Raw genomic sequence first — 18,060 nt, forward strand, 5'->3', positions numbered from 1 at the left:
GGGCAAGCAGAAGCAACGCAAACAGTTGTTTTCGATGAGAGTTTTTGTCTCGCACGATTACTTAAGTTCCCACCCCGTCGCCTAAGCGCTTGTCCCACCATCACTTTGCGGCACGACCGTGGCTAGCTGCAAGTGCATGGACCGAAACTGCAAATTATCGTTAATTGCCGGACATTGCTATTCCCGCCGCTGCCACCGGCCGCGCTCGTCGGCCTGCCAATAGGTGACCTCGAATCCGCGCGCCTTGCAATCCGTCCAGGCGCCCCGCGCGGCGGCCAGCGCCTCGCCATCGTCGCCGTTAAAGACCAAAACCATCCGATCATAGGCGTGCGAATCCGCGGGCAAGCCGGCATTGTCGATCAGAAACCTGACATTGGCCCCATTCGGGTTGCCCTCTTCCACCGCTAGCACGATCGGCTGATCCTGCGCATCGCCGGCGCGCCAGGTGGCATGCGGCAAGAACGAATCGTCGCGATAGGTCCACAAATGAGCGTCGAGCGCATCGGTGCGCTCCTGCGATGTCGACTGCACCACGACCCGCCAGCCACGCTCCAGCGATTTTTCGAGCAAGGAAGGCAAAACGTTTTCAAGCGACATGTTTTGCAGGTGGTAAAACAGAACTTCGGTCATCGCTTGGCTTCATAGTACTCCGCGACCAGCCGCTCCAGCAGGCGAACACCGTAACCCGAACCCCAGCTGTGATTGATGTCGGATTTCGGCGCGCCCATCGCGGTTCCCGCGATATCTAGATGCGCCCACGGGGTGTCGTCGACGAAGCGCTGCAGGAACTGCGCGGCGGTGATCGAACCGCCATGACGGGTGCCGGTGTTCTTCATGTCGGCGAACTGCGAATCGATCTGCTTGTCGTATTCCGGGCCAAGTGGCATGCGCCAGACCCGCTCTCCCGTTGCAAGCCCGATCTTGGTCAAGCGTTCGGCCAGTTCATCGTTATTGGAGAACAAGCCGGCATATTCGGTGCCGAGCGCGACCATGATCGCACCGGTCAGCGTTGCCAGATCGACCATGAATTTCGGCTTGAACTTTTTCGCCACATACCAGAGCACGTCCGCCAGCACCAATCGACCCTCGGCGTCGGTGTTGATGATCTCGATGGTCTGCCCGGACATCGACGTCACGATGTCGCCGGGACGTTGCGCGTTGCCGTCGGGCATGTTCTCGACAAGGCCGATGGCGCCAACCGCGTTGACCTTGGCCTTCCGCGCGGCCAGCGCATGCATCAGTCCGACGACGCAAGCTGCGCCGCCCATGTCGCCCTTCATATCCTCCATGCTTCCTGCGGGCTTGATGGAAATGCCGCCGGTATCGAAACAAACGCCCTTGCCGACAAAAGCAACCGGCTGATCGCCGCGCTTGCCGCCATTCCAGCGCATGATCACGGTGCGGCCGGGCCGCGTCGAGCCTTGGGCGACACCGAGCAGCGCGCCCATTCCGAGTTTGGTCATGGCCTTGACGTCGAGTACCTCGACATCGACGCCGAGCTTGCGCAGCTGGCTGGCGCGGCGCGCGAATTCCTCCGGATAAAGGACGTTCGGAGGCTCGTTCACCAGTTCGCGCGCCATGACGACGCCATCGACGATGTGAGCGTGAGGGGCGAACGCCTTTCGCGCAGCCGCCACATCATCGACCGCGAGCGAAACGTCCGCGCGCAATGCGGCCTCATCGCCGTCCTTCTTTTTGGTTTTGTAACGGTCGAACTTATAGGCGCGCAGCCGTATGCCCGATGCGACCGCGGCCGCCTGATCGGCCGTCATCGCCCCTGTCGGCAATTCCGCAATGATCGTCACGACACCGTTGCCGGCGCGCAGCTTGCCGGCCGCCGCGCCGCCAAACTTGAGAAAATCATTGTCCTTGATGGCCGAAAGCTTGCCAGCGCCGATCACGATCAGTCGCGAGGCCTTGAGGCCCTCCGGCGCCAGAATATCGAGCGTGGACCCGCTCTTTCCCTTGAACTGGTTGGTGTCGGCGGCGCGCTTGACCAGATTGGCCGCCCCGCCCAGCGTCTCGCGGGTCGCCGCACCGAACTTCAACGTATCGTCGCAGAATACCACCAGAACCCCACGCGGGGCGGTGGAAAACGGAACGAATCCGACCTTGACGGCGTCGGGCATAGGCAATCCTCCAAAATCAGGGCTGTCGCTGGTCGGGAACCCGGCGGGCGGCTTTGAATGTTCTCTTCGGCTGTGATTCACGTCCGTCCAGAGCAGGTCCCGGACACTATGACCTGTCGGCGGCTGCCCTGCCAAGCGCCGGTCGTGGCCGGGGGGCCACATAGCTCGAATATTAACCATATCCGGCGGGCGCCATGGCCCAGCCATTTTGTTGATGGATCAAAGGGATGCTAGTGATAGACGGAGCGGGCTGGACGAATGGCGGCGCGACCAAGGGGGATCCCCAATTCGGGATTGGTCGCCAGCCGCAGCTTCAGCTCGCAGGGGGCGGGGATCGTGCGGTAACGATGGGGTCGATCGACAGGTATATCTTTCGCACGACGCTCGCGTCGTTTGCGCTGGTTCTGGTCAGCCTGACGGGGGTGATCTGGATTACGCAGGCGTTGCGCGGCATCGACCTGATGACCAGCCAGGGTCAGACCATCCTCACCTTCCTCGGCGTCACCAGTCTGGTCATTCCGGCGCTGGTGCTGATCATCTCGCCCATCGCCCTGATGATCGCGATCTCGCACACGCTGAACAAGCTCGCGACCGACTCTGAGATCATCGTGATGAACGCGGCCGGCTTCTCGCCATTCCGGCTGTTCCGTCCGTTTCTCTATGCCACCTTGGTGGTGGCGATCATGGTTGCCTTCATCGCCTCTTATCTTGCGCCCGATGGCATGCGCCGCCTGAAGCAATGGGATGCCGAAATCACCGCGGATGTGCTGGCCAATATCCTGCAGCCCGGCCGCTTCGCTCAGCTCGATCAGAACCTGACCATCCGCATTCGAGAGCGGCAACCCGGCGGCGTGCTTGTCGGCATCTTTGTCGACGACCGCCGCGATCCCAAGGAACGTGTCAGCATCATCGCCGACCACGGAACGGTCATGAAGAACGAGACCGGCTCGTTTCTGATCCTCGAGGACGGAAATCTCCAACGCTTCGAAGTCGGCAAGCGCGACCCCGCGCTGGTGGCGTTCGGCCGTTATGCATTCGACATGTCGAAATTCTCGAATCAAGGCCGCGACGTCACGTTGGGCATTCGCGAACGCTACCTTTGGGAGTTGCTTTCGCCGCCTGCCGATGATGCGGTCTACGCCCAGTTGCCCGGACAGTTCCGCGCCGAGCTGCATGACCGTTTCATGGCGCCAATCTACCCGTTTGCATTCGCGGCGCTCACCTTTGCCTTTCTCGGCGCGCCGCGCACGACGCGCCAGAGCCGCAACTTTTCGATCTCTACTGCCATCCTCGCCGTGTTCGGGCTGCGCATGGCGGGTTTCGCCTGCTCCGTCGTGGCGGTGAAATCGCCGCTCGCTCCCCTCGTTCAATATCTCATGCTGGCATTTGCCATCGGCGCAAGCCTTTGGATCATCCTCGGCAGCGTCGTGGTCGAACCGCCGGCTGCGCTGATGGAAGCGATCAACAAATCGAACGCGCGTCTTTTGCGGCTTTTCGGGCGGCCCGCCACAGCATGAGCATGATGACCAACACGCTTGGGCGATACTTCGCCGGCCGCTTCGTGGTCTCGGCGGTGGGCGTGTTTGCCAGCATTTTCGTCCTGCTGGTGCTCGTCGATTACATCGAAATGGTCCGGAAGACTTCGGGGCTGGTTTCGGCCTCGGCCATCACGGTCGCGGAGACCTCGCTGTTCCGTGTGCCGCAATTGCTCGAAAAGATGATGCCGTTTTGCATTCTGATCGGGGCGATGACCTGCTATCTGGCGCTCTCGCGGCGGTTGGAACTCGTGGTGGCGCGCGCCGCGGGCGTATCCGCCTGGCAGTTCATCGCGCCGGCGCTGGCAAGCGCGCTCGTACTCGGAATCCTGGCAACGACCGCTTACAACCCGATCTCCGCCAACTTGCGCGAACTCTCCAAGCGGATGGAGGCGGAGCTGTTCGGCTCCGCTCCCGGCGGCGGCATTCAGGACGCATCCGGCTTCTGGATCAATCAGGTGAACAGCGATGGCCAGGCCATCATCAATGCCGCCCGCAGCGAGCAGCAGGGCGTGCGGCTGACCGGGCTGACCGTGTTCCGATTCGATACCGACTACCAGTTCAAGGAACGAATCGAAGCGCGCGAGGCGACCCTTGAGGAAGGACACTGGCTGTTCAAAAACGCACGCCGTTACTCTCTGGACGGACCGCCGGTTGACCAGGACAGCTTCTCCCTCACGACCAGCCTGACGCCAGCGCAGGTCCGCAACAGCTTCTCCACGCCGGAAACTGTGTCTTTTTGGCAACTCCCGAGCTATATCCGATCCTCAGAAAGCTCCGGATTCGCCACTGCTGGGTATCGGTTGCAGTACCACAAGCTGATTGCACAGCCATTTTTGCTGGCTGCAATGGTCATGCTGGCCGCCGCCGTCAGCCTGCGGTTCTTCCGCTTCGGCGGCGTGCAAAAGATGGTTTTAAGTGGCGTGGGAGCAGGCTTTCTGCTCTACGTTTTGTCGAAAGTAACTGAGGATTTGAGCAAGGCTGAGTTGATGCATCCCATCGCTTCGGCGTGGCTGCCCGTATGCGTGGGCGGCCTCACCGGCTTTTTGGCCTTGCTGTACCAGGAGGACGGGTAGTGGCCGTTGTCGCCGCCCGCCAAGGAAGCTCGCCTGTGTTCGGGCGGCGCACCGCTGTGCGCCGTCACCGTACCCGCTTGGCCGCCGTGAGCCGACCGATCCTCGCCCTCGTCTTCGGATTGATTTTTGCCGACGCGCTAGGTGTTGCCTTAACGACCCCGGCCTCAGCGCAAGGCTTCACCTACAATCCGCTCCCTCCCCGGCCGAAGCCGCCGCCTGCCGCCAACGACGGAAGGATGCTCGTCCAGGCGGTCGAGGTGGATTACGACTACAACAACTCGCGCGTGTCGGCGGTCGGCAACGTGCAGTTGTTCTATAACGGCACGAGCGTCGAAGCCGATAAGGTCATCTACGACCAGAAGACCAAGCGCCTTCATGCCGAAGGCAACATCCGCATGACCGATGCGGACGGCAAAATCACCTACGCCAATATTATGGATTTAAGCGACGATTACCGCGACGGCTTCGTCGATTCGCTCCGGGTCGACACCGCCGACCAGACGCGAATGGCGGCGACCCGCGCGGACCGATCGAGCGGCAACTACACCGTCTTCGAAAACGGCGTTTATACCGCCTGCGCACCCTGTAGGGACGATCCGAAGAAGCCGCCGCTATGGCAGGTCAAGGGCGCGCGCATCATTCACGACCAGACCGAGAAGATGCTGTACTTCGAGAACTCGCAGCTGGAGTTCTTCGGGGTTCCGATGGCATATCTGCCATACTTCTCGACGCCCGATCCGACCGTGAAGCGCAAGACCGGGTTCCTGATGCCGGGCATCTCCCAGGCTTCGACCTTTGGGTATGCCGTCGAAACCCCGTTCTACTGGGCGATCGCTCCCGACTACGACGCGACCTTCAACCCGCGGTTCACCTCCCGGCAAGGCGTGCTGTTCCAGGGCGAATTTCGTCAGCGCCTGATCAACGGCGCATATCAAATCCGCGCCTACGGCATCGACCAGTTGGACCCCGGAGCCTTTGCCGGTCTGCCCGGAGACCGCACCTTCCGCGGTGGCATCGACACCAAGGGCCAGTTCGCGCCGAACGACAAATGGGTGTGGGGCTGGGACGGCGTACTGCTCTCGGACTTCTACTTTTTCTCGGATTACAGGCTGGCCCAATACAGGGATCCGTTTGGCTCGTTTCTCAGCCTGCCGACGGAAGCCATTTCCCAGCTCTATCTGACGGGCGTCGGCAATCGCAGCTACTTCGATGCGCGCACGATCTACTATTTGAGCTATTCGGGTTTCCAGGACCAGGTCCCGGTGATTCACCCGGTTCTCGATTATTCGAACGTGCTCAACCATCCGATCTTTGGCGGTGAGTTCAGCTACAAGACGAATCTCACGAGCCTTACGCGGAATACCGCCGTCTTCGACCCGATCACGACACTGGCGAACACCGCCAGCCTCTGTGTAACGGCGTCCGCCGATCCGCTCGCGCGGTTGCCGTCGCAATGCCTGCTTCGCGGCATTCCGGGCACTTACACGCGTCTGACGGCTGAGGGGCAGTGGCGGCGATCGTTCACCGATTCCGCCGGTCAAATCTGGACGCCGTTTGCGAGCGTCCGTGCCGATGCGATCAATGCCGAAATCTCGAACCAGCCGGGCGTCTCCAACTTCCTTCCGGTCGGCGACACGAACGCGCTTCGCGTGATGCCAACGGTCGGCCTCGAATATCGCTATCCCTTCATCAACGTTCAGCCCTGGGGCACCACGACGATCGAGCCGATCGCGCAGGTCATTATCCGGCCGAACGAATCCTACGCAGGCCAGCTTCCCAACGAAGACGCCCAGAGTCTGGTTTTCGACACCAGCAACCTGTTCAGCGTCGATAAATTCTCGGGCTATGACCGCGTCGAAGGCGGCGGCCGTGCCAATGTCGGCGTGCAGGCAACAACGCAATTCGACCGCGGCGGCGCCATCAAATTCCTGTTCGGGCAATCCTATCAGTTGTTCGGCCTGAATTCGTTCGGGGTCCAGGACATGACCAATACCGGTCTCGACTCCGGTCTCGCGACTCCGAAATCGGACTACGTCACCAGCCTCAACTATTCGCCGAACAGAACCTATACGTTCAGCACGCGCGCGCGATTAGATCAGGCAACCGGAAGCCTGCAGCGCTTCGAAACCGAAGGCCGGGCCAATTTCGACCGCTGGTCGGTCAGCCTGATGTACGGCGACTATGCCGCGCAACCGGAGATAGGATATCTGACGCGCCGCGAAGGGATTTTGGCCAGCGGATCGGTCAAGGTAGGGGCGAACTGGGTGGTGACGGGAGCTGCCCGATGGGATCTGGTGGCCAACCAGATCAACCAATATGTCGTCGGCGCCGGGTATGTGGACGACTGCTTCGTGCTGGCGGCCAACTATGTCACCTCTTTCTCTTATTCCGCAGGCCCTACGCCGCCCGTGCTCAGTCAGGCCTTCATGCTGCAAATCGGTCTGCGGACCATTGCCAATACGTCCGCGTCAGGTGGCGGATCTGCGGGTATCCAATAGGGCGCGCCGACACTCCTGCGGAGGACGATTCCCGCGGTGCGGCTCCAGTTCGAATCGGTTGATACAGCGAATAGGATCATGACGACCACACTCTCTCATCGCCTTTCGCCTCTCATCATGGCTTGTGCCGCGGGGCTGATCCTGATGACTGGCGCTTCGCCATCGCGCGCGCAAACCGTGGCCGTCATGGTCAATGGCGAACCCATCACCAATTACGACATCGAGCAGCGCAGCAAGCTGACCGCCCTGACAACTCACAAACCTGCCAACCGACAGCAGGTGATCGATGAATTGATCGACGAGAAGGTGAAGATCAAGGAAGGCAAGAAATTCGGGGTCGATCCCACCTCGTCCGATATCGATCAGTCTTACGCGGCGATGAGTTCGCGGATGCGAATCACTCCGGAGCAACTGACAAAATCTCTTGAAAGTCAGGGCATCCGACCCGACACGCTGAAGGCCCGCATGAAGGCCGAGATGATCTGGACCAGCCTGGTCCGCGGCCGATTCAAGCAGAGCCTCCAGGTCGGAGAAAAGGAAGTCGCCGCCGCTGTTCAGGTCAACGGCGACGACAAGCAGGAGGTGGAATCGTTCGAATACCGGATGCAGCCGATCGTTTTGATCGTCCCACGCGGATCAGCGCCGGCTGCCGTCGAGTCGAGACGCAAGGAAGCCGAAGCGTTACGGAGCCGCGTGCAAAGCTGCGACGAGGCAAACGCTTACTTCAAGTCCATGCAAAATGCCGCAATACGCGAGACCGTGACCAAGACCTCGGCCGACATACCGGCCGTTCTTCGTGAAGTGCTCGACAAGACGCCCATCGGCCATTTGACCGCTCCCGAAGTGACGAAACAGGGCGTCGAGATGGTTGCGCTGTGCGGAAGGAAGCCGACCACCGTCGACACGCCGAAAAAGAAGGAAATCCGAGACAAGATGTACGCCGAAAAATACGAAGCGAAATCGAAATCGTACCTGCAGGAAGTCCGCAAGGCCGCGATGATCGAATATCGTTGAAACATGGCCAAGCCCCTCGCGCTCACATCCGGCGAGCCCGCGGGTATCGGGCCTGATATCACCATCAAAGCGTGGCTGCGCCGCAATGAGCTGAAGCTCCCGCCATTCTACCTGCTCGGCGATCGTGACTTCCTCAATCACCGGGCGAAGACCCTCGGACTCAACATCAGGCTCGCCGACGTTTGCGCCGAAGATGCATCGGGCGCGTTCTCCGACGCGTTGCCGGTGGTGGCCACCGGCCATGCGGCGACCGCGCGAGCCGGTCAGCCGGACGATACCAGTGCGGTTACCGCCATGGCCTCCATTCGGCACGCCGTTGCCGATGTCATCGCCGGACGGGCGGCCGCGATCGTCACCAATCCGATTGCCAAAAGCGTGCTCTACCGCGCCGGATTCCGCCATCCCGGTCACACCGAGTTTTTGGCCGAGCTGGCGGCGACGGAGCGAGGTACGCCGCAACCCGTGATGATGCTGTGGTCCCCCGCCCTCGTCGTCGTACCCGTGACGATCCATCTTGCGCTGCGTGACGCGATCGCGCAGCTGTCGAGTGACCTGATCGTCAGCACCGTCCGCATCGTGGTCGCGGACTTGAAGACCCGCTTCGGGCTTACCAATCCGCGCCTCGCAGTGGCCGGCCTCAATCCCCACGCCGGCGAGGACGGTTCACTCGGCGGCGAGGACCAGACGATCGTGGCACCGGCCATCGAAATCCTGCGCGGCGAAGGCATCGAGATCAGGGGGCCGCTACCGGCCGACACCATGTTCCACGATGCCGCGCGCAAAACCTATGATTGCGCGATCTGCATGTATCACGACCAGGCGCTGATCCCGGTCAAGACGCTGGCATTCGAGGACGCAGTCAACGTCACGCTCGGATTGCCGTTCATTCGTACTTCGCCGGATCACGGCACCGCCTTCGATATCGCCGGCACCGGCCGGGCCAATCCGTCCAGCCTGGTCGCGGCATTGCGGCTGGCCGCCCGCATGGCGGCGGCGCAGGGCGCATGAGCGCGATCGACGACCTTCCGCCGCTTCGCGAGGTCATTCGCCAGCATGCCCTCTCGGCCCGCAAATCACTCGGCCAGAATTTCTTGCTGGACCTCAACCTCACGGCGCGGATTGCGCGCGCGGCGGGTCCGCTGGAAGATGCAACAATCATCGAGGTCGGCCCCGGTCCCGGCGGGCTGACGCGCGCCCTGCTGGCATTGGGCGCGCGGCACGTCATTGCCGTGGAGCGTGACGAGCGCGCCCTGCCCGCGCTCAAGGAGATATCGAGGCGATATCCGGGACGGCTGGAGATCGTCCATGCCGACGCGCAGCATTTCGATCCCCGGCCGCTGCTCGGCGGGACAAAAGCGAAAATCGTCGCCAACCTGCCCTACAATATCGCAACCGCGCTCTTGATCGACTGGCTGTCGATCGAGCCGTGGCCGCCCTGGTACGACATGATGGTGCTGATGTTTCAGCGCGAGGTAGCCGAGCGCATCGTCGCGCACGAAAACGATGAAGCGTATGGACGGCTAGGCGTACTGGCGAACTGGCGCGCCGAAACGAAAATCCTGTTCGATATTTCTCCGGCAGCCTTCGTGCCGCAGCCCAAGGTGACCTCGTCCGTGGTGCGACTGGTGCCGCGCAACGCGCCGGAAGCGTGCGACCGCCGGGCGCTAGAGCAGGTAGCGGCAGCCGCGTTCGGTCAACGGCGGAAAATGCTGCGGCAGAGCCTCAAATCACTGGCCGTCGATCCGGCCCGACTGGCCGCGGCAGCGCAGATCGAAGTGACGCGGCGGGCCGAGACTGTCCCGGTCAGCGGCTTTGTTGCCATGGCTCGTGAATTGACCGATATACGAAACACAAAATTGAACGCGCTGTCTTAAAACGTGCTGCCTCGAGGAGAAAACACCATGGTGCTCATGCGTCGTCAGTCGCTGGTCAAATTCGATGCGCCGTTGTGTGAAACCATCGTCGAGACGCCGAAGCCGACGACCAAGGAAGTACTTGTCCGCGTCGAGCGCTGCGGGCTGTGCCATTCCGACCTGCATATCCAGGACGGCTACGCCGACCTCGGCGGCGGCAAGAAGCTTGATACCACGCGCGGCATGACGCTGCCGTTCACGCTGGGACACGAGATCGCCGGCATTGTCGAGGAAGTCGGTCCCGACGTGTCGAAGGACCTGATCGGCACCAGGAAAGCGGTGTTCCCGTGGATCGGCTGCGGCCAATGCCGCGATTGTCGCAATGGCGACGAGAATCTCTGCGTCAAGCAGCGCTTTCTCGGCGTTGCGATCGACGGCGGTTTTGCGAGCCACGTGCTGGTGCCGGACGCAAGATATCTGCTGGACTACGATCCGCTGCCGGTTAATCAGGCGGCGACGCTGATGTGCTCGGGCGTGACCGCCTATGGCGCGCTGAAGCGCCTGGTCGACCGGCCGCGGCAGCGCAATCTCTTGCTGATCGGCCTCGGCGGCGTCGGCATGATGGGCCTCGCGTTCGCGCAAGCCATGTTCAAGCAGAAGATTTCCGTGGCGGATCTCAGTCCCGCTGCGCGGGAGGCGGCATTGAAAAATGGCGCTGATGTCGCTTACGATCCCGCCGAACCCGACGTAGTCAAGCGCATCATCAAGGAGACCGAGGGCGGCTTCGACGAGATCGTCGATTTCGCCGGCAACGAAAAATCGATGGCCTTTGCGGTCTCGACCGTCGCACGTGGCGGCAAGATCGTGGTCTCCGGACTGATGGGCGGCAATTTCAGCCTGCCGATGGTGCAATGGATCTACAAGCGCATGACCATCGAGGGCTTCATGGTCGGCACATTGGCGGAAGCGCAAGAGCTGATGGCGCTCGCGCGTTCAGGCAAGATCAAGCCGACCCCGACAAGGGAGGAGCCGATGAGCGACGTCCAGAAATGGATCGACGCGTTACGCGCCGGGAAAGTTGTCGGGCGTATCGTGCTGAAGAACTAACATCACCCCGCGGCCTGGCCGGCGCGTTTCGCGGCGGACCCCGGCGAAACGGTAGCGCCAGCGCCAGCCCGTCATTTTCAAGCCGACGCGGGCCTCGCGGACGCCAAGGCCCGCCCGAATTACGCCTCATGCTGCCCGGAATTGCGGCCCATTGCGACCCAAGTCTTTGCGGAGATTTGGGATGCGACGTGTCCCGCCATCACCGGAGATGCAGATGTCAACCCGAGCCGCAAAATTCGCGTCCGCAATCTTCGCCGGCCTACTCGCGAGCGCCCTTCTCACCACGATCTCGCACGGCGCGGAACCCGCAGCCGAGGAGTGCCTGTCTGGACCGAAGAAGGGCCAAACGCCCCCAGGAAGCCATTGGTACTACCGCCTCGACCGTGCCACCAAACGCCACTGTTGGTTTCTCGGGGAGGCAGGCCAAAAGCTTGCGCGAAACGCCCGGCCGAATTCGCCGCCGTCCGCGAAGCCGGATTCGCCGAAAGCAGAAACCGCGATGCAAGATTCGATCGCGGACGCTCGCGCTGAACTACCCCCGCGGATAGCTATTGAATCGCCAAACCGCGATGGCGCGCTCGCGTCGGCGGTGGCGGCGGATGCCGCGGCTTGGGAAGATAACCAGGACGCGAGGATGCCGGGCGCGGAGACACAAAGATCGCTCGTCGCTTCGCGCTGGCCCAGTCAGTCGATCGCAAGCCCCTCGATCGATCCAACGTCAAATAAGGACGCTCCCGGCACGAGCGTGAGTTCAGCCGAGCAAACCCGGCCGCCGTCGCCCCTTGCTGCCGGCCTGTTCGCGACCGCAGACATGTCATCGCAGACTTCAAGCCATTCCGTGCCTATGCTGCTGGCCGCGATCATCGGAGCGCTGGCACTCGCGGGCATCATCGGAAGCGTCATTTTTAAATTCGGTAGCACTCCCCGTCTTTCGCTACCTAAAGTTCGCCAACGTCGAGGCGTGAACTGGGAAAGCGCAAATATCGATCGCAGGACGTCACCCGCCTACCCGAGAACGGATGTCTCGTCGCGACAGCCCGATTTCGCTCGCGACCTTGATCAAGCGGGTGATCCGAACGACAGAATTGCGCAATTCTTCTCGCAACTGCGCACCCCAACCTGACGTCCTGCTATTTCTCCAATTGACGCTGCAACTCGCGCACGAATCCTGAAAGGCCGATTTGCCGCTCGCGCTTGAGCTGCTCAGCGCGAAGGATCGATTTGACGGCCTCGAAGGCTATTCCAATATTGTCATTGACGATAATGTAGTCGTAGGCGTCGAAATGGCTCATTTCGTCGCCCGCCTTCTTCATGCGGTCGCGGATGACTTCGTTTGAGTCCTGCGCGCGGGTGTGTAGTCGCTGCTCAAGCGCTGACACCGATGGCGGCAGGATGAATACGCTGACGACATCGCTAGGCGAACGGCTGCGCAACTGCTGTGTGCCCTGCCAGTCGATATCGAACAGCACGTCGTTTCCCGCCGACAAGGCGGCTTCGACCGGCGCGCGCGGCGTACCGTAACGGTTGTCAAATACAGTGGCCCATTCGAGCAGCTCGCCCTTCGCGACCATTGCGTCAAACCGGTCATGATCGACGAAATAATAGTCCTTGCCCTCGATCTCACCTGGGCGCTTTGGTCGTGTTGTCGCCGACACCGACATTTGCAGTGCCGGCGTCTCAGCCACCAGCATCCGCGACAGCGTGGTCTTTCCCGCGCCCGACGGCGATGACAGCACGAACATCAGGCCGCGCCGCTCAACTCCGTCGAAGCCATCGACGCCAGCCGTCATATGTCACTCCAGATTCTGCACCTGTTCGCGGAATTGCTCGACCACGTTCTTCATTTCAAGACCGGTGTTGGTCAATTCCAGATCGTTCGACTTGGAGCAGCAGGTATTGACCTCGCGGTTGAATTCCTGGGCCAAAAAATCCAGCCGCCGTCCGACCGGTCCGCCCTTGCCGATCATCTCGCGGGCCTGTGAGATGTGCGAGGCGATGCGATCGAGCTCTTCGCGAATGTCGGCCTTTGCCGCGATCATGATCGCTTCCTGGTGGAGCCGGTCGGGATCGAAGCGATCGGAGGATTCCAGCAGTGCCGCGATCTGTTCGGTCAGCCGCGCCTTGATTGCCTCGGGCCTGCGACCCGGAGCGGCCTCGGCCTTCTTCGCCAGGCGCTCGATCTCATCCATCCGCTGCGACAGGATCTGCCCGAGTGTCGCGCCCTCGCGCTGACGCATCTCAAGGAGGTCCAGCAGCGCCTGGTCAAAGGCTGCGGCGGCGGCAGCCTTGGCGGCCTTGTCTTGCACATCGTCGTTTTCCGGGTCGACCACCTCGATGACGCCCTTGATCGCCAGCAGCCCGTCGATGCTTGGCGCCACCGCATCGATCTTGCCGGCGAGTACACCGGCGACCCTCACGATCGATGCCAGCACCTCTTCATTGACACGAACCGTGGAGACCGCGCTTGTGCGCTTGACGCTCAAATTGGCGTACACCGCACCCCGCGACAGTACTTCTGCGGCGCGTTTCTTGGCGAATGCTTCGAGCTCGTCCCATCCGGGCGGCAACCGCATGCGCAGGTCAAAGCCCTTGGCGTTGACCGACTTCAATTCCCATTCGAACGCGTAGGGTCCGCTGGCACCGTGGCTTCGGGCAAAACCGGTCATGCTCGACAGCGCCATCGTGTGAAATTCTCCGGAAGTGACAGGTGCGAGATTCGCAAGATAAGGAACGGTGCAAGCTTAGCGCGTATTCGGCAAAAGTGGATACCGGTTTTGCGAATAGAATACGCACACGCTATGCGCGTTTCGGCTAGCGTTGAACCACGGGCGGCGAAGTCGTCGACTGCACCGCGCCCTGGGGGGCCGGAGCGCTGCCGCGAGCGGGCTTCTTCGCCGGGGCGGGTTTTGTCGTGGTGGCGGTCGGATTGGTATCGGTTGGCGCAGTCGCCGCGCCCGGCGGAGCATCGTCCGTCGGTTCGACCGTGTCATTCTGGATCTGCTTTTCCAGCGTCCGCAGTTTGGCGACGTTCTTCTGATGCTGGTCGTAAGTCTCGGTAAAGGCGTGTCCGCCGGTACCATCGGCGACAAAGTACAGATCGCGGGTGCGTGCCGGATTGGCGGCGGCTTCCAGCGAAGCCCGGCCGGGATTGGCAATCGGCCCTGGCGGAAGGCCGTCCACCACGTAGGTGTTGTAAGGCGATGGCTGCTGGATTTCCGAGCGCTTGATCGGCCGGCCCAGCGTTCCCTTGCCGCCGACCAGCCCATAGATGATGGTCGGATCGGACTGCAGCTTTATTTTTTGCCGCAAGCGATTGACGAACACCGCGGCGACACGGCTGCGCTCGTCCGCCTTGCCGGTTTCCTTCTCGACAATCGAGGCCAGCGTCACCAGCTGCTCCGGGGTCTTCATCGGAACTTCCGGATTGCGGCGTTCCCAGATTTCGGCAAGCACGCGCTTCTGGGACTGCTGCAAGCGCTGAATGACCTGGTCGCGCGTGGTGCCGCGCGGGAATTTGTAGGTCTCCGGCAGCAACGTGCCCTCGCGCGGCATTTCGCGCACCGCGCCCGCAAAGATATCATTTTCGGAAAGCCGGGCCACGATCTGCTCGGAGGTCAAGCCTTCGGGAATCGTGACGGCGTGCTGGACCACCTTGCCTTCGACGATGGTGCCGATGACATCGCGCAGGCTGGCGTTCTTCTGGAAGGAGTATTCGCCGGGCTTGAGATCAGAGCGCGCCTTCAATGCAAACACGCTGCCGATGAACGCCCAGCGATTGTTGTCGATCACGCCTTCACGCTGCAGGATATCGGCGATGTCGGTCATTCCCGCGCGGGCCGGAATGTTGACGACCTTATCCTCCCGCAAGGGGCCCGGGGCCTCGATCTTCTGTTTGCCGTAGATGTACGCGCCGCCGACGCCGACCATCAAAACCAGGATGATGGTAATGACGGCATTGCCGACCACGACGAACGGATTGCGGGCGCGCTCCGACCGCTTTGGCGGCGGCGGAACCTGTTCGGGCTCAAGCGCGGCGCGCGGGCTCCGTGGCGAAATGGGCGGCCTTTCACTCATCGATGCAACCTAAATCCCGTCGGTTTAATCGTGGCTTCGCGAATTTCCGCAAGCAGCCGATAGTCTACGCCCAAATATAGGATTTATCACCGAATACGGCGAAACGGTGGAGTATTCGTTATACGCACTACGTCAGGCCACGCGCTGCACGATCACGGACGCGTTGGTGCCTCCGAAACCGAATGAATTCGACAGCGCGACATTGATCTCGCGCTTGCGCGCCACTTGCGGCACGAGATCGATCGCCGTTTCCACCGATGGGTTTTCGAGATTGATGGTGGGCGGAGCGACGTTATCGCGAATCGCAAGAATGCTGAAAATTGCCTCGATCGCTCCCGCCGCGCCCAGCAGATGGCCGGTCGATGACTTGGTCGACGACATCGACACCCTGGAGGCGGCGTTGCCGAGGAGCCGCTCCACGGCACCGAGTTCGATTTCGTCACCGACCTGCGTCGATGTCCCGTGCGCGTTGATGTAGTCGATATCGGAAGCAGTGATGCCTGCGCGCTTCAAGGCGGCGCTCATGCTGCGGAATGCGCCATCGCCGTCCGGCGTAGGAGAGGTGATATGGTAGGCGTCACCGGATAATCCGTAACCGATCACCTCCGCATAGATTTTCGCGCCGCGTCTTTTCGCGTGCTCGTATTCCTCAAGCACCACGATCCCGGCGCCTTCGCCCATCACGAAACCGTCGCGGTCTTTATCGTAGGGGCGCGATGCTTTTTCGGGAGTATCGTTGAAGCCGGTCGATAGCGCGCGGGAGGCGCAAAATCCCGCCATCGCCAGCCGGCAAATCGGGGATTCCGTTCCGCCCGCGACCATCACGTCCGCGTCCCCAAGCGCGATCAGCCGGCCTGCATCGCCGATTGCGTGGGCGCCCGTCGAACAAGCCGTCACCACGGCATGATTGGGACCTTTGAGGCCGTGCTCGATCGACACATAACCCGAAGCGAGATTGATCAGACGCCCGGGAATAAAGAATGGCGACACCTTGCGCGGTCCGCGCTCTTTAAGAAGCAGCGCCGTATCGGCAATGCCGGACAGGCCGCCGATCCCGGAGCCGATCATCGTGCCGGTGGCGCAACGGTCCTCTTCGGTGGCCGGATGCCAGTTGGCGTCATCGAGCGCCTGCTTCGCCGCGCACGTTGCGAAAACGATGAAATCGTCGACCTTGCGCTGATCCTTCGGCTCCATCCACTGGTCGGGATTGAATGTGCCGTCGATGCCGTCGCCGCGGGGGATCACGCAGGCAATCCGGCTCGTCAGATCGGAGACGTCAAACGTGTCGATCCTCTTGGCGCCGCTTTCGCTGTTGAGAATGCGCTTCCATGTTGGTTCGACGCCACAGCCCAGTGGCGACACCATGCCGAGGCCCGTGACGACTACCCGCCTCATATCCACCACTCCAACCCACGATTCGCGGCTCACAACAAGAAACCGGTGGACCGTTCGACCACGGTCCGTCCGGCTTCGTCAGCACCGCGCGCGGGCGTCAGCTTTTCGCGTTTTTTTCAAGAAATTTTGTGGCGTCGCCGACGGTCAAAATCGTCTCTGCGGCGTCGTCCGGAATCTCGCAACCGAACTCTTCTTCAAACGCCATCACGAGCTCGACGGTGTCGAGGCTGTCGGCGCCGAGGTCATCAATGAAGCTCGCGTTGTCGACCACTTTTTCGGGCTCAACACCTAGGTGTTCGACCACGATCTTCTTAACTCGCTCGCCAATCTCACTCATCGTTCAACCTCGTGCTTGTTCCCATAGACCCGTCCCCAGGACGATACGAGCCATCATGGTCGTTAAACTTCCTTCGCAATCGCGCGTAGTCTTGATTGGCCCCGTCATAGCCGACAAAGGCCCGGCGAACGACGCAGGCTCCGCATCGCCAATATACAGGGTTTCAAAATCCTGCAAGGCGTTCTTTGCCCATCCGTTGCTGGTTCGGTTATCATACTTCCCATGCCTTGACTACAAGCCTCGGACGGCCGCCGGAAAGCATTTTCGGCTCGCCAAAGGGATCAGTAACCCGCTCAAATCATGGCCATTCCACCGTTGACGTGAATCGTTTGCCCGGTAACGTAACCGGCTTCATTCGAGCTCAGATAGACTGCCGCCGCGGCGATATCATCGGGCGCTCCAAGCCGCGCTGCAGGGACCTTCGAAAGAATGCTTTCGCGCTGCTTCTCGTTGAGCGCGTCCGTCATCGGGGTTGCGATAAATCCAGGCGCAATGCAGTTGGCGGTCACGTTGCGCTTGGCGTATTCGGCACCCAGCGTCTTGATCATGCCGATCAGTCCCGCCTTCGAGGCGGTGTAATTGCCCTGGCCCGGATTGCCGGTAACGCCGACGACGGACGTGATCGCGATGATGCGGCCGAAACGCTTGCGCATCATCAGCTTGGTCGCGGCCCGGGCCAGGCGGAAGGTCGCCGTCAAATTGACTTTGATGACCTCGTCCCAGTCCTCGTCGCGCAATTGCACGAACAGATTATCCCGGGTGATGCCGGCGTTGGCGACGAGAATATCGACCTGGCCCATGACTTGTTCGGCTGACGGCACCAGCGCCTCGACCTCGGCGGCATCAGAGAGATTGCAAGGCAGCACGTGAACGCGTTCGCCGAGCTTGCCGGCGAGCGTGTCCAGCACCTCGCGCCGCGTCCCGGAAACAGCGACCGTCGCGCCTTGCGCGTGCAGCGCTTGCGCAATCGCACCACCGATGCCGCCGGTCGCGCCGGTGACGAGCGCCTTCCTGCCAGTCAGATCGAACATCGTTTTCTCTC

At 61.6% G+C, this 18,060-nt stretch carries 16 protein-coding genes; 8 read left to right on the forward strand and 8 right to left on the reverse strand.

All coding sequences use genetic code 11. From position 1 onward, the window contains the following. Window positions 1-177: 177 nt before the first annotated feature. Together N554_RS0111830 and N554_RS0111835 are read right to left on the reverse strand one after the other, a co-directional pair. Window positions 178-630, reverse strand: coding sequence for a DNA polymerase III subunit chi (locus N554_RS0111830; RefSeq protein WP_029583654.1), 453 nt, complete (start codon window positions 628-630; stop codon window positions 178-180). Continuing rightward, window positions 627-2,129: a leucyl aminopeptidase gene (locus N554_RS0111835; protein ID WP_029583655.1), complete on the reverse strand. Its 1,503-nt coding sequence runs from the start codon at window positions 2,127-2,129 to the stop codon at window positions 627-629. The genes N554_RS0111830 and N554_RS0111835 overlap by 4 nt, the downstream gene beginning before the upstream one ends. Before the next feature lie 347 nt (window positions 2,130-2,476). Between N554_RS0111835 and lptF the strand changes: the two genes are divergently transcribed. The 8 genes from lptF to N554_RS39850 all read left to right on the forward strand — a co-directional run bounded on the left by lptF (window position 2,477) and on the right by N554_RS39850 (window position 12,335). Then, window positions 2,477-3,646 carry an LPS export ABC transporter permease LptF gene (gene lptF / locus N554_RS0111840; protein WP_029583656.1) on the forward strand — a complete coding sequence of 390 codons (1,170 nt, stop codon included), beginning with the start codon at window positions 2,477-2,479 and terminating at the stop codon, window positions 3,644-3,646. Continuing rightward, window positions 3,643-4,740: an LPS export ABC transporter permease LptG gene (lptG, locus tag N554_RS0111845; protein WP_029583657.1), complete on the forward strand. Its 1,098-nt coding sequence runs from the start codon at window positions 3,643-3,645 to the stop codon at window positions 4,738-4,740. The genes lptF and lptG overlap by 4 nt, the downstream gene beginning before the upstream one ends. Next, window positions 4,740-7,238 (forward strand): LPS-assembly protein LptD, encoded by a 2,499-nt coding sequence (locus tag N554_RS0111850; protein WP_371259479.1) that lies wholly within the window; start codon window positions 4,740-4,742, stop codon window positions 7,236-7,238. Before lptG ends, N554_RS0111850 begins: the two co-directional genes overlap by 1 nt. Window positions 7,239-7,316: 78 nt before the next feature. After that, window positions 7,317-8,252, forward strand: a complete 936-nt coding sequence (locus tag N554_RS0111855; protein ID WP_029583659.1) for a SurA N-terminal domain-containing protein — start codon at window positions 7,317-7,319, stop codon at window positions 8,250-8,252. Window positions 8,253-8,255: 3 nt separating this feature from the next. After that, the gene (gene pdxA / locus N554_RS0111860; RefSeq protein WP_029583660.1) at window positions 8,256-9,260 is read left to right on the forward strand and encodes a 4-hydroxythreonine-4-phosphate dehydrogenase PdxA; all 1,005 of its coding nucleotides are present in this window, start codon (window positions 8,256-8,258) and stop codon (window positions 9,258-9,260) included. Then, window positions 9,257-10,126, forward strand: coding sequence for a 16S rRNA (adenine(1518)-N(6)/adenine(1519)-N(6))-dimethyltransferase RsmA (gene rsmA / locus N554_RS0111865; protein ID WP_029583661.1), 870 nt, complete (start codon window positions 9,257-9,259; stop codon window positions 10,124-10,126). The genes pdxA and rsmA overlap by 4 nt, the downstream gene beginning before the upstream one ends. A 27-nt stretch (window positions 10,127-10,153) precedes the next feature. Beyond that, window positions 10,154-11,212 (forward strand): alcohol dehydrogenase, encoded by a 1,059-nt coding sequence (locus N554_RS0111870; RefSeq protein ID WP_029583662.1) that lies wholly within the window; start codon window positions 10,154-10,156, stop codon window positions 11,210-11,212. Between the two features lie 634 nt (window positions 11,213-11,846). Then, on the forward strand, window positions 11,847-12,335 hold the full coding sequence (locus N554_RS39850) for a hypothetical protein (protein ID WP_156041908.1): 489 nt from the start codon (window positions 11,847-11,849) through the stop codon (window positions 12,333-12,335). A gap of 7 nt (window positions 12,336-12,342) precedes the next feature. Here the strand turns inward: N554_RS39850 and gmk are convergent, their stop codons facing one another. The 6 genes from gmk to fabG all read right to left on the reverse strand — a co-directional run bounded on the left by gmk (window position 12,343) and on the right by fabG (window position 18,049). Further along, on the reverse strand, window positions 12,343-13,002 hold the full coding sequence (gene gmk, locus N554_RS0111880) for a guanylate kinase (RefSeq protein ID WP_029583664.1): 660 nt from the start codon (window positions 13,000-13,002) through the stop codon (window positions 12,343-12,345). 3 nt (window positions 13,003-13,005) lie between these two features. Beyond that, a complete protein-coding gene (locus N554_RS0111885) occupies window positions 13,006-13,893 on the reverse strand; it encodes a YicC/YloC family endoribonuclease (RefSeq protein WP_029583665.1) in 888 nt (295 codons plus the stop codon). Window positions 13,894-14,023: 130 nt separating this feature from the next. Continuing rightward, the gene (gene mltG, locus N554_RS0111890) at window positions 14,024-15,286 is read right to left on the reverse strand and encodes an endolytic transglycosylase MltG (protein ID WP_029583666.1); all 1,263 of its coding nucleotides are present in this window, start codon (window positions 15,284-15,286) and stop codon (window positions 14,024-14,026) included. 132 nt (window positions 15,287-15,418) lie between these two features. Beyond that, window positions 15,419-16,681, reverse strand: a complete 1,263-nt coding sequence (gene fabF, locus N554_RS0111895; RefSeq protein WP_029583667.1) for a beta-ketoacyl-ACP synthase II — start codon at window positions 16,679-16,681, stop codon at window positions 15,419-15,421. Between the two features lie 97 nt (window positions 16,682-16,778). Beyond that, on the reverse strand, window positions 16,779-17,018 hold the full coding sequence (locus N554_RS0111900; RefSeq protein WP_006610957.1) for an acyl carrier protein: 240 nt from the start codon (window positions 17,016-17,018) through the stop codon (window positions 16,779-16,781). Between the two features lie 293 nt (window positions 17,019-17,311). Next, entirely contained in the window at window positions 17,312-18,049 is a 738-nt protein-coding gene (gene fabG / locus N554_RS0111905; protein ID WP_029583668.1) for a 3-oxoacyl-[acyl-carrier-protein] reductase, read from the reverse strand. Window positions 18,050-18,060 lie beyond the last annotated feature (11 nt).

The organism is Bradyrhizobium sp. URHD0069 (genome assembly GCF_000701345.1).
GTDB lineage: Bacteria > Pseudomonadota > Alphaproteobacteria > Rhizobiales > Xanthobacteraceae > Bradyrhizobium.

Bases quoted from the DNA above. Each gene is read 5' to 3' on its own strand.
- N554_RS0111830 (WP_029583654.1), bottom strand. From the start codon at position 630: ATGACCGAAGTTCTGTTTTACCACCTGCAAAACATGTCGCTTGAAAAC.
- N554_RS0111835 (WP_029583655.1), bottom strand. From the start codon at position 2,129: ATGCCCGACGCCGTCAAGGTCGGATTCGTTCCGTTTTCCACCGCCCCG.
- lptF (WP_029583656.1), top strand. From the start codon at position 2,477: ATGGGGTCGATCGACAGGTATATCTTTCGCACGACGCTCGCGTCGTTT.
- lptG (WP_029583657.1), top strand. From the start codon at position 3,643: ATGAGCATGATGACCAACACGCTTGGGCGATACTTCGCCGGCCGCTTC.
- N554_RS0111855 (WP_029583659.1), top strand. From the start codon at position 7,317: ATGACGACCACACTCTCTCATCGCCTTTCGCCTCTCATCATGGCTTGT.
- pdxA (WP_029583660.1), top strand. From the start codon at position 8,256: ATGGCCAAGCCCCTCGCGCTCACATCCGGCGAGCCCGCGGGTATCGGG.
- rsmA (WP_029583661.1), top strand. From the start codon at position 9,257: ATGAGCGCGATCGACGACCTTCCGCCGCTTCGCGAGGTCATTCGCCAG.
- N554_RS0111870 (WP_029583662.1), top strand. From the start codon at position 10,154: ATGGTGCTCATGCGTCGTCAGTCGCTGGTCAAATTCGATGCGCCGTTG.
- N554_RS39850 (WP_156041908.1), top strand. From the start codon at position 11,847: ATGCCGGGCGCGGAGACACAAAGATCGCTCGTCGCTTCGCGCTGGCCC.
- gmk (WP_029583664.1), bottom strand. From the start codon at position 13,002: ATGACGGCTGGCGTCGATGGCTTCGACGGAGTTGAGCGGCGCGGCCTG.
- N554_RS0111885 (WP_029583665.1), bottom strand. From the start codon at position 13,893: ATGGCGCTGTCGAGCATGACCGGTTTTGCCCGAAGCCACGGTGCCAGC.
- mltG (WP_029583666.1), bottom strand. From the start codon at position 15,286: ATGAGTGAAAGGCCGCCCATTTCGCCACGGAGCCCGCGCGCCGCGCTT.
- fabF (WP_029583667.1), bottom strand. From the start codon at position 16,681: ATGAGGCGGGTAGTCGTCACGGGCCTCGGCATGGTGTCGCCACTGGGC.
- N554_RS0111900 (WP_006610957.1), bottom strand. From the start codon at position 17,018: ATGAGTGAGATTGGCGAGCGAGTTAAGAAGATCGTGGTCGAACACCTA.
- fabG (WP_029583668.1), bottom strand. From the start codon at position 18,049: ATGTTCGATCTGACTGGCAGGAAGGCGCTCGTCACCGGCGCGACCGGC.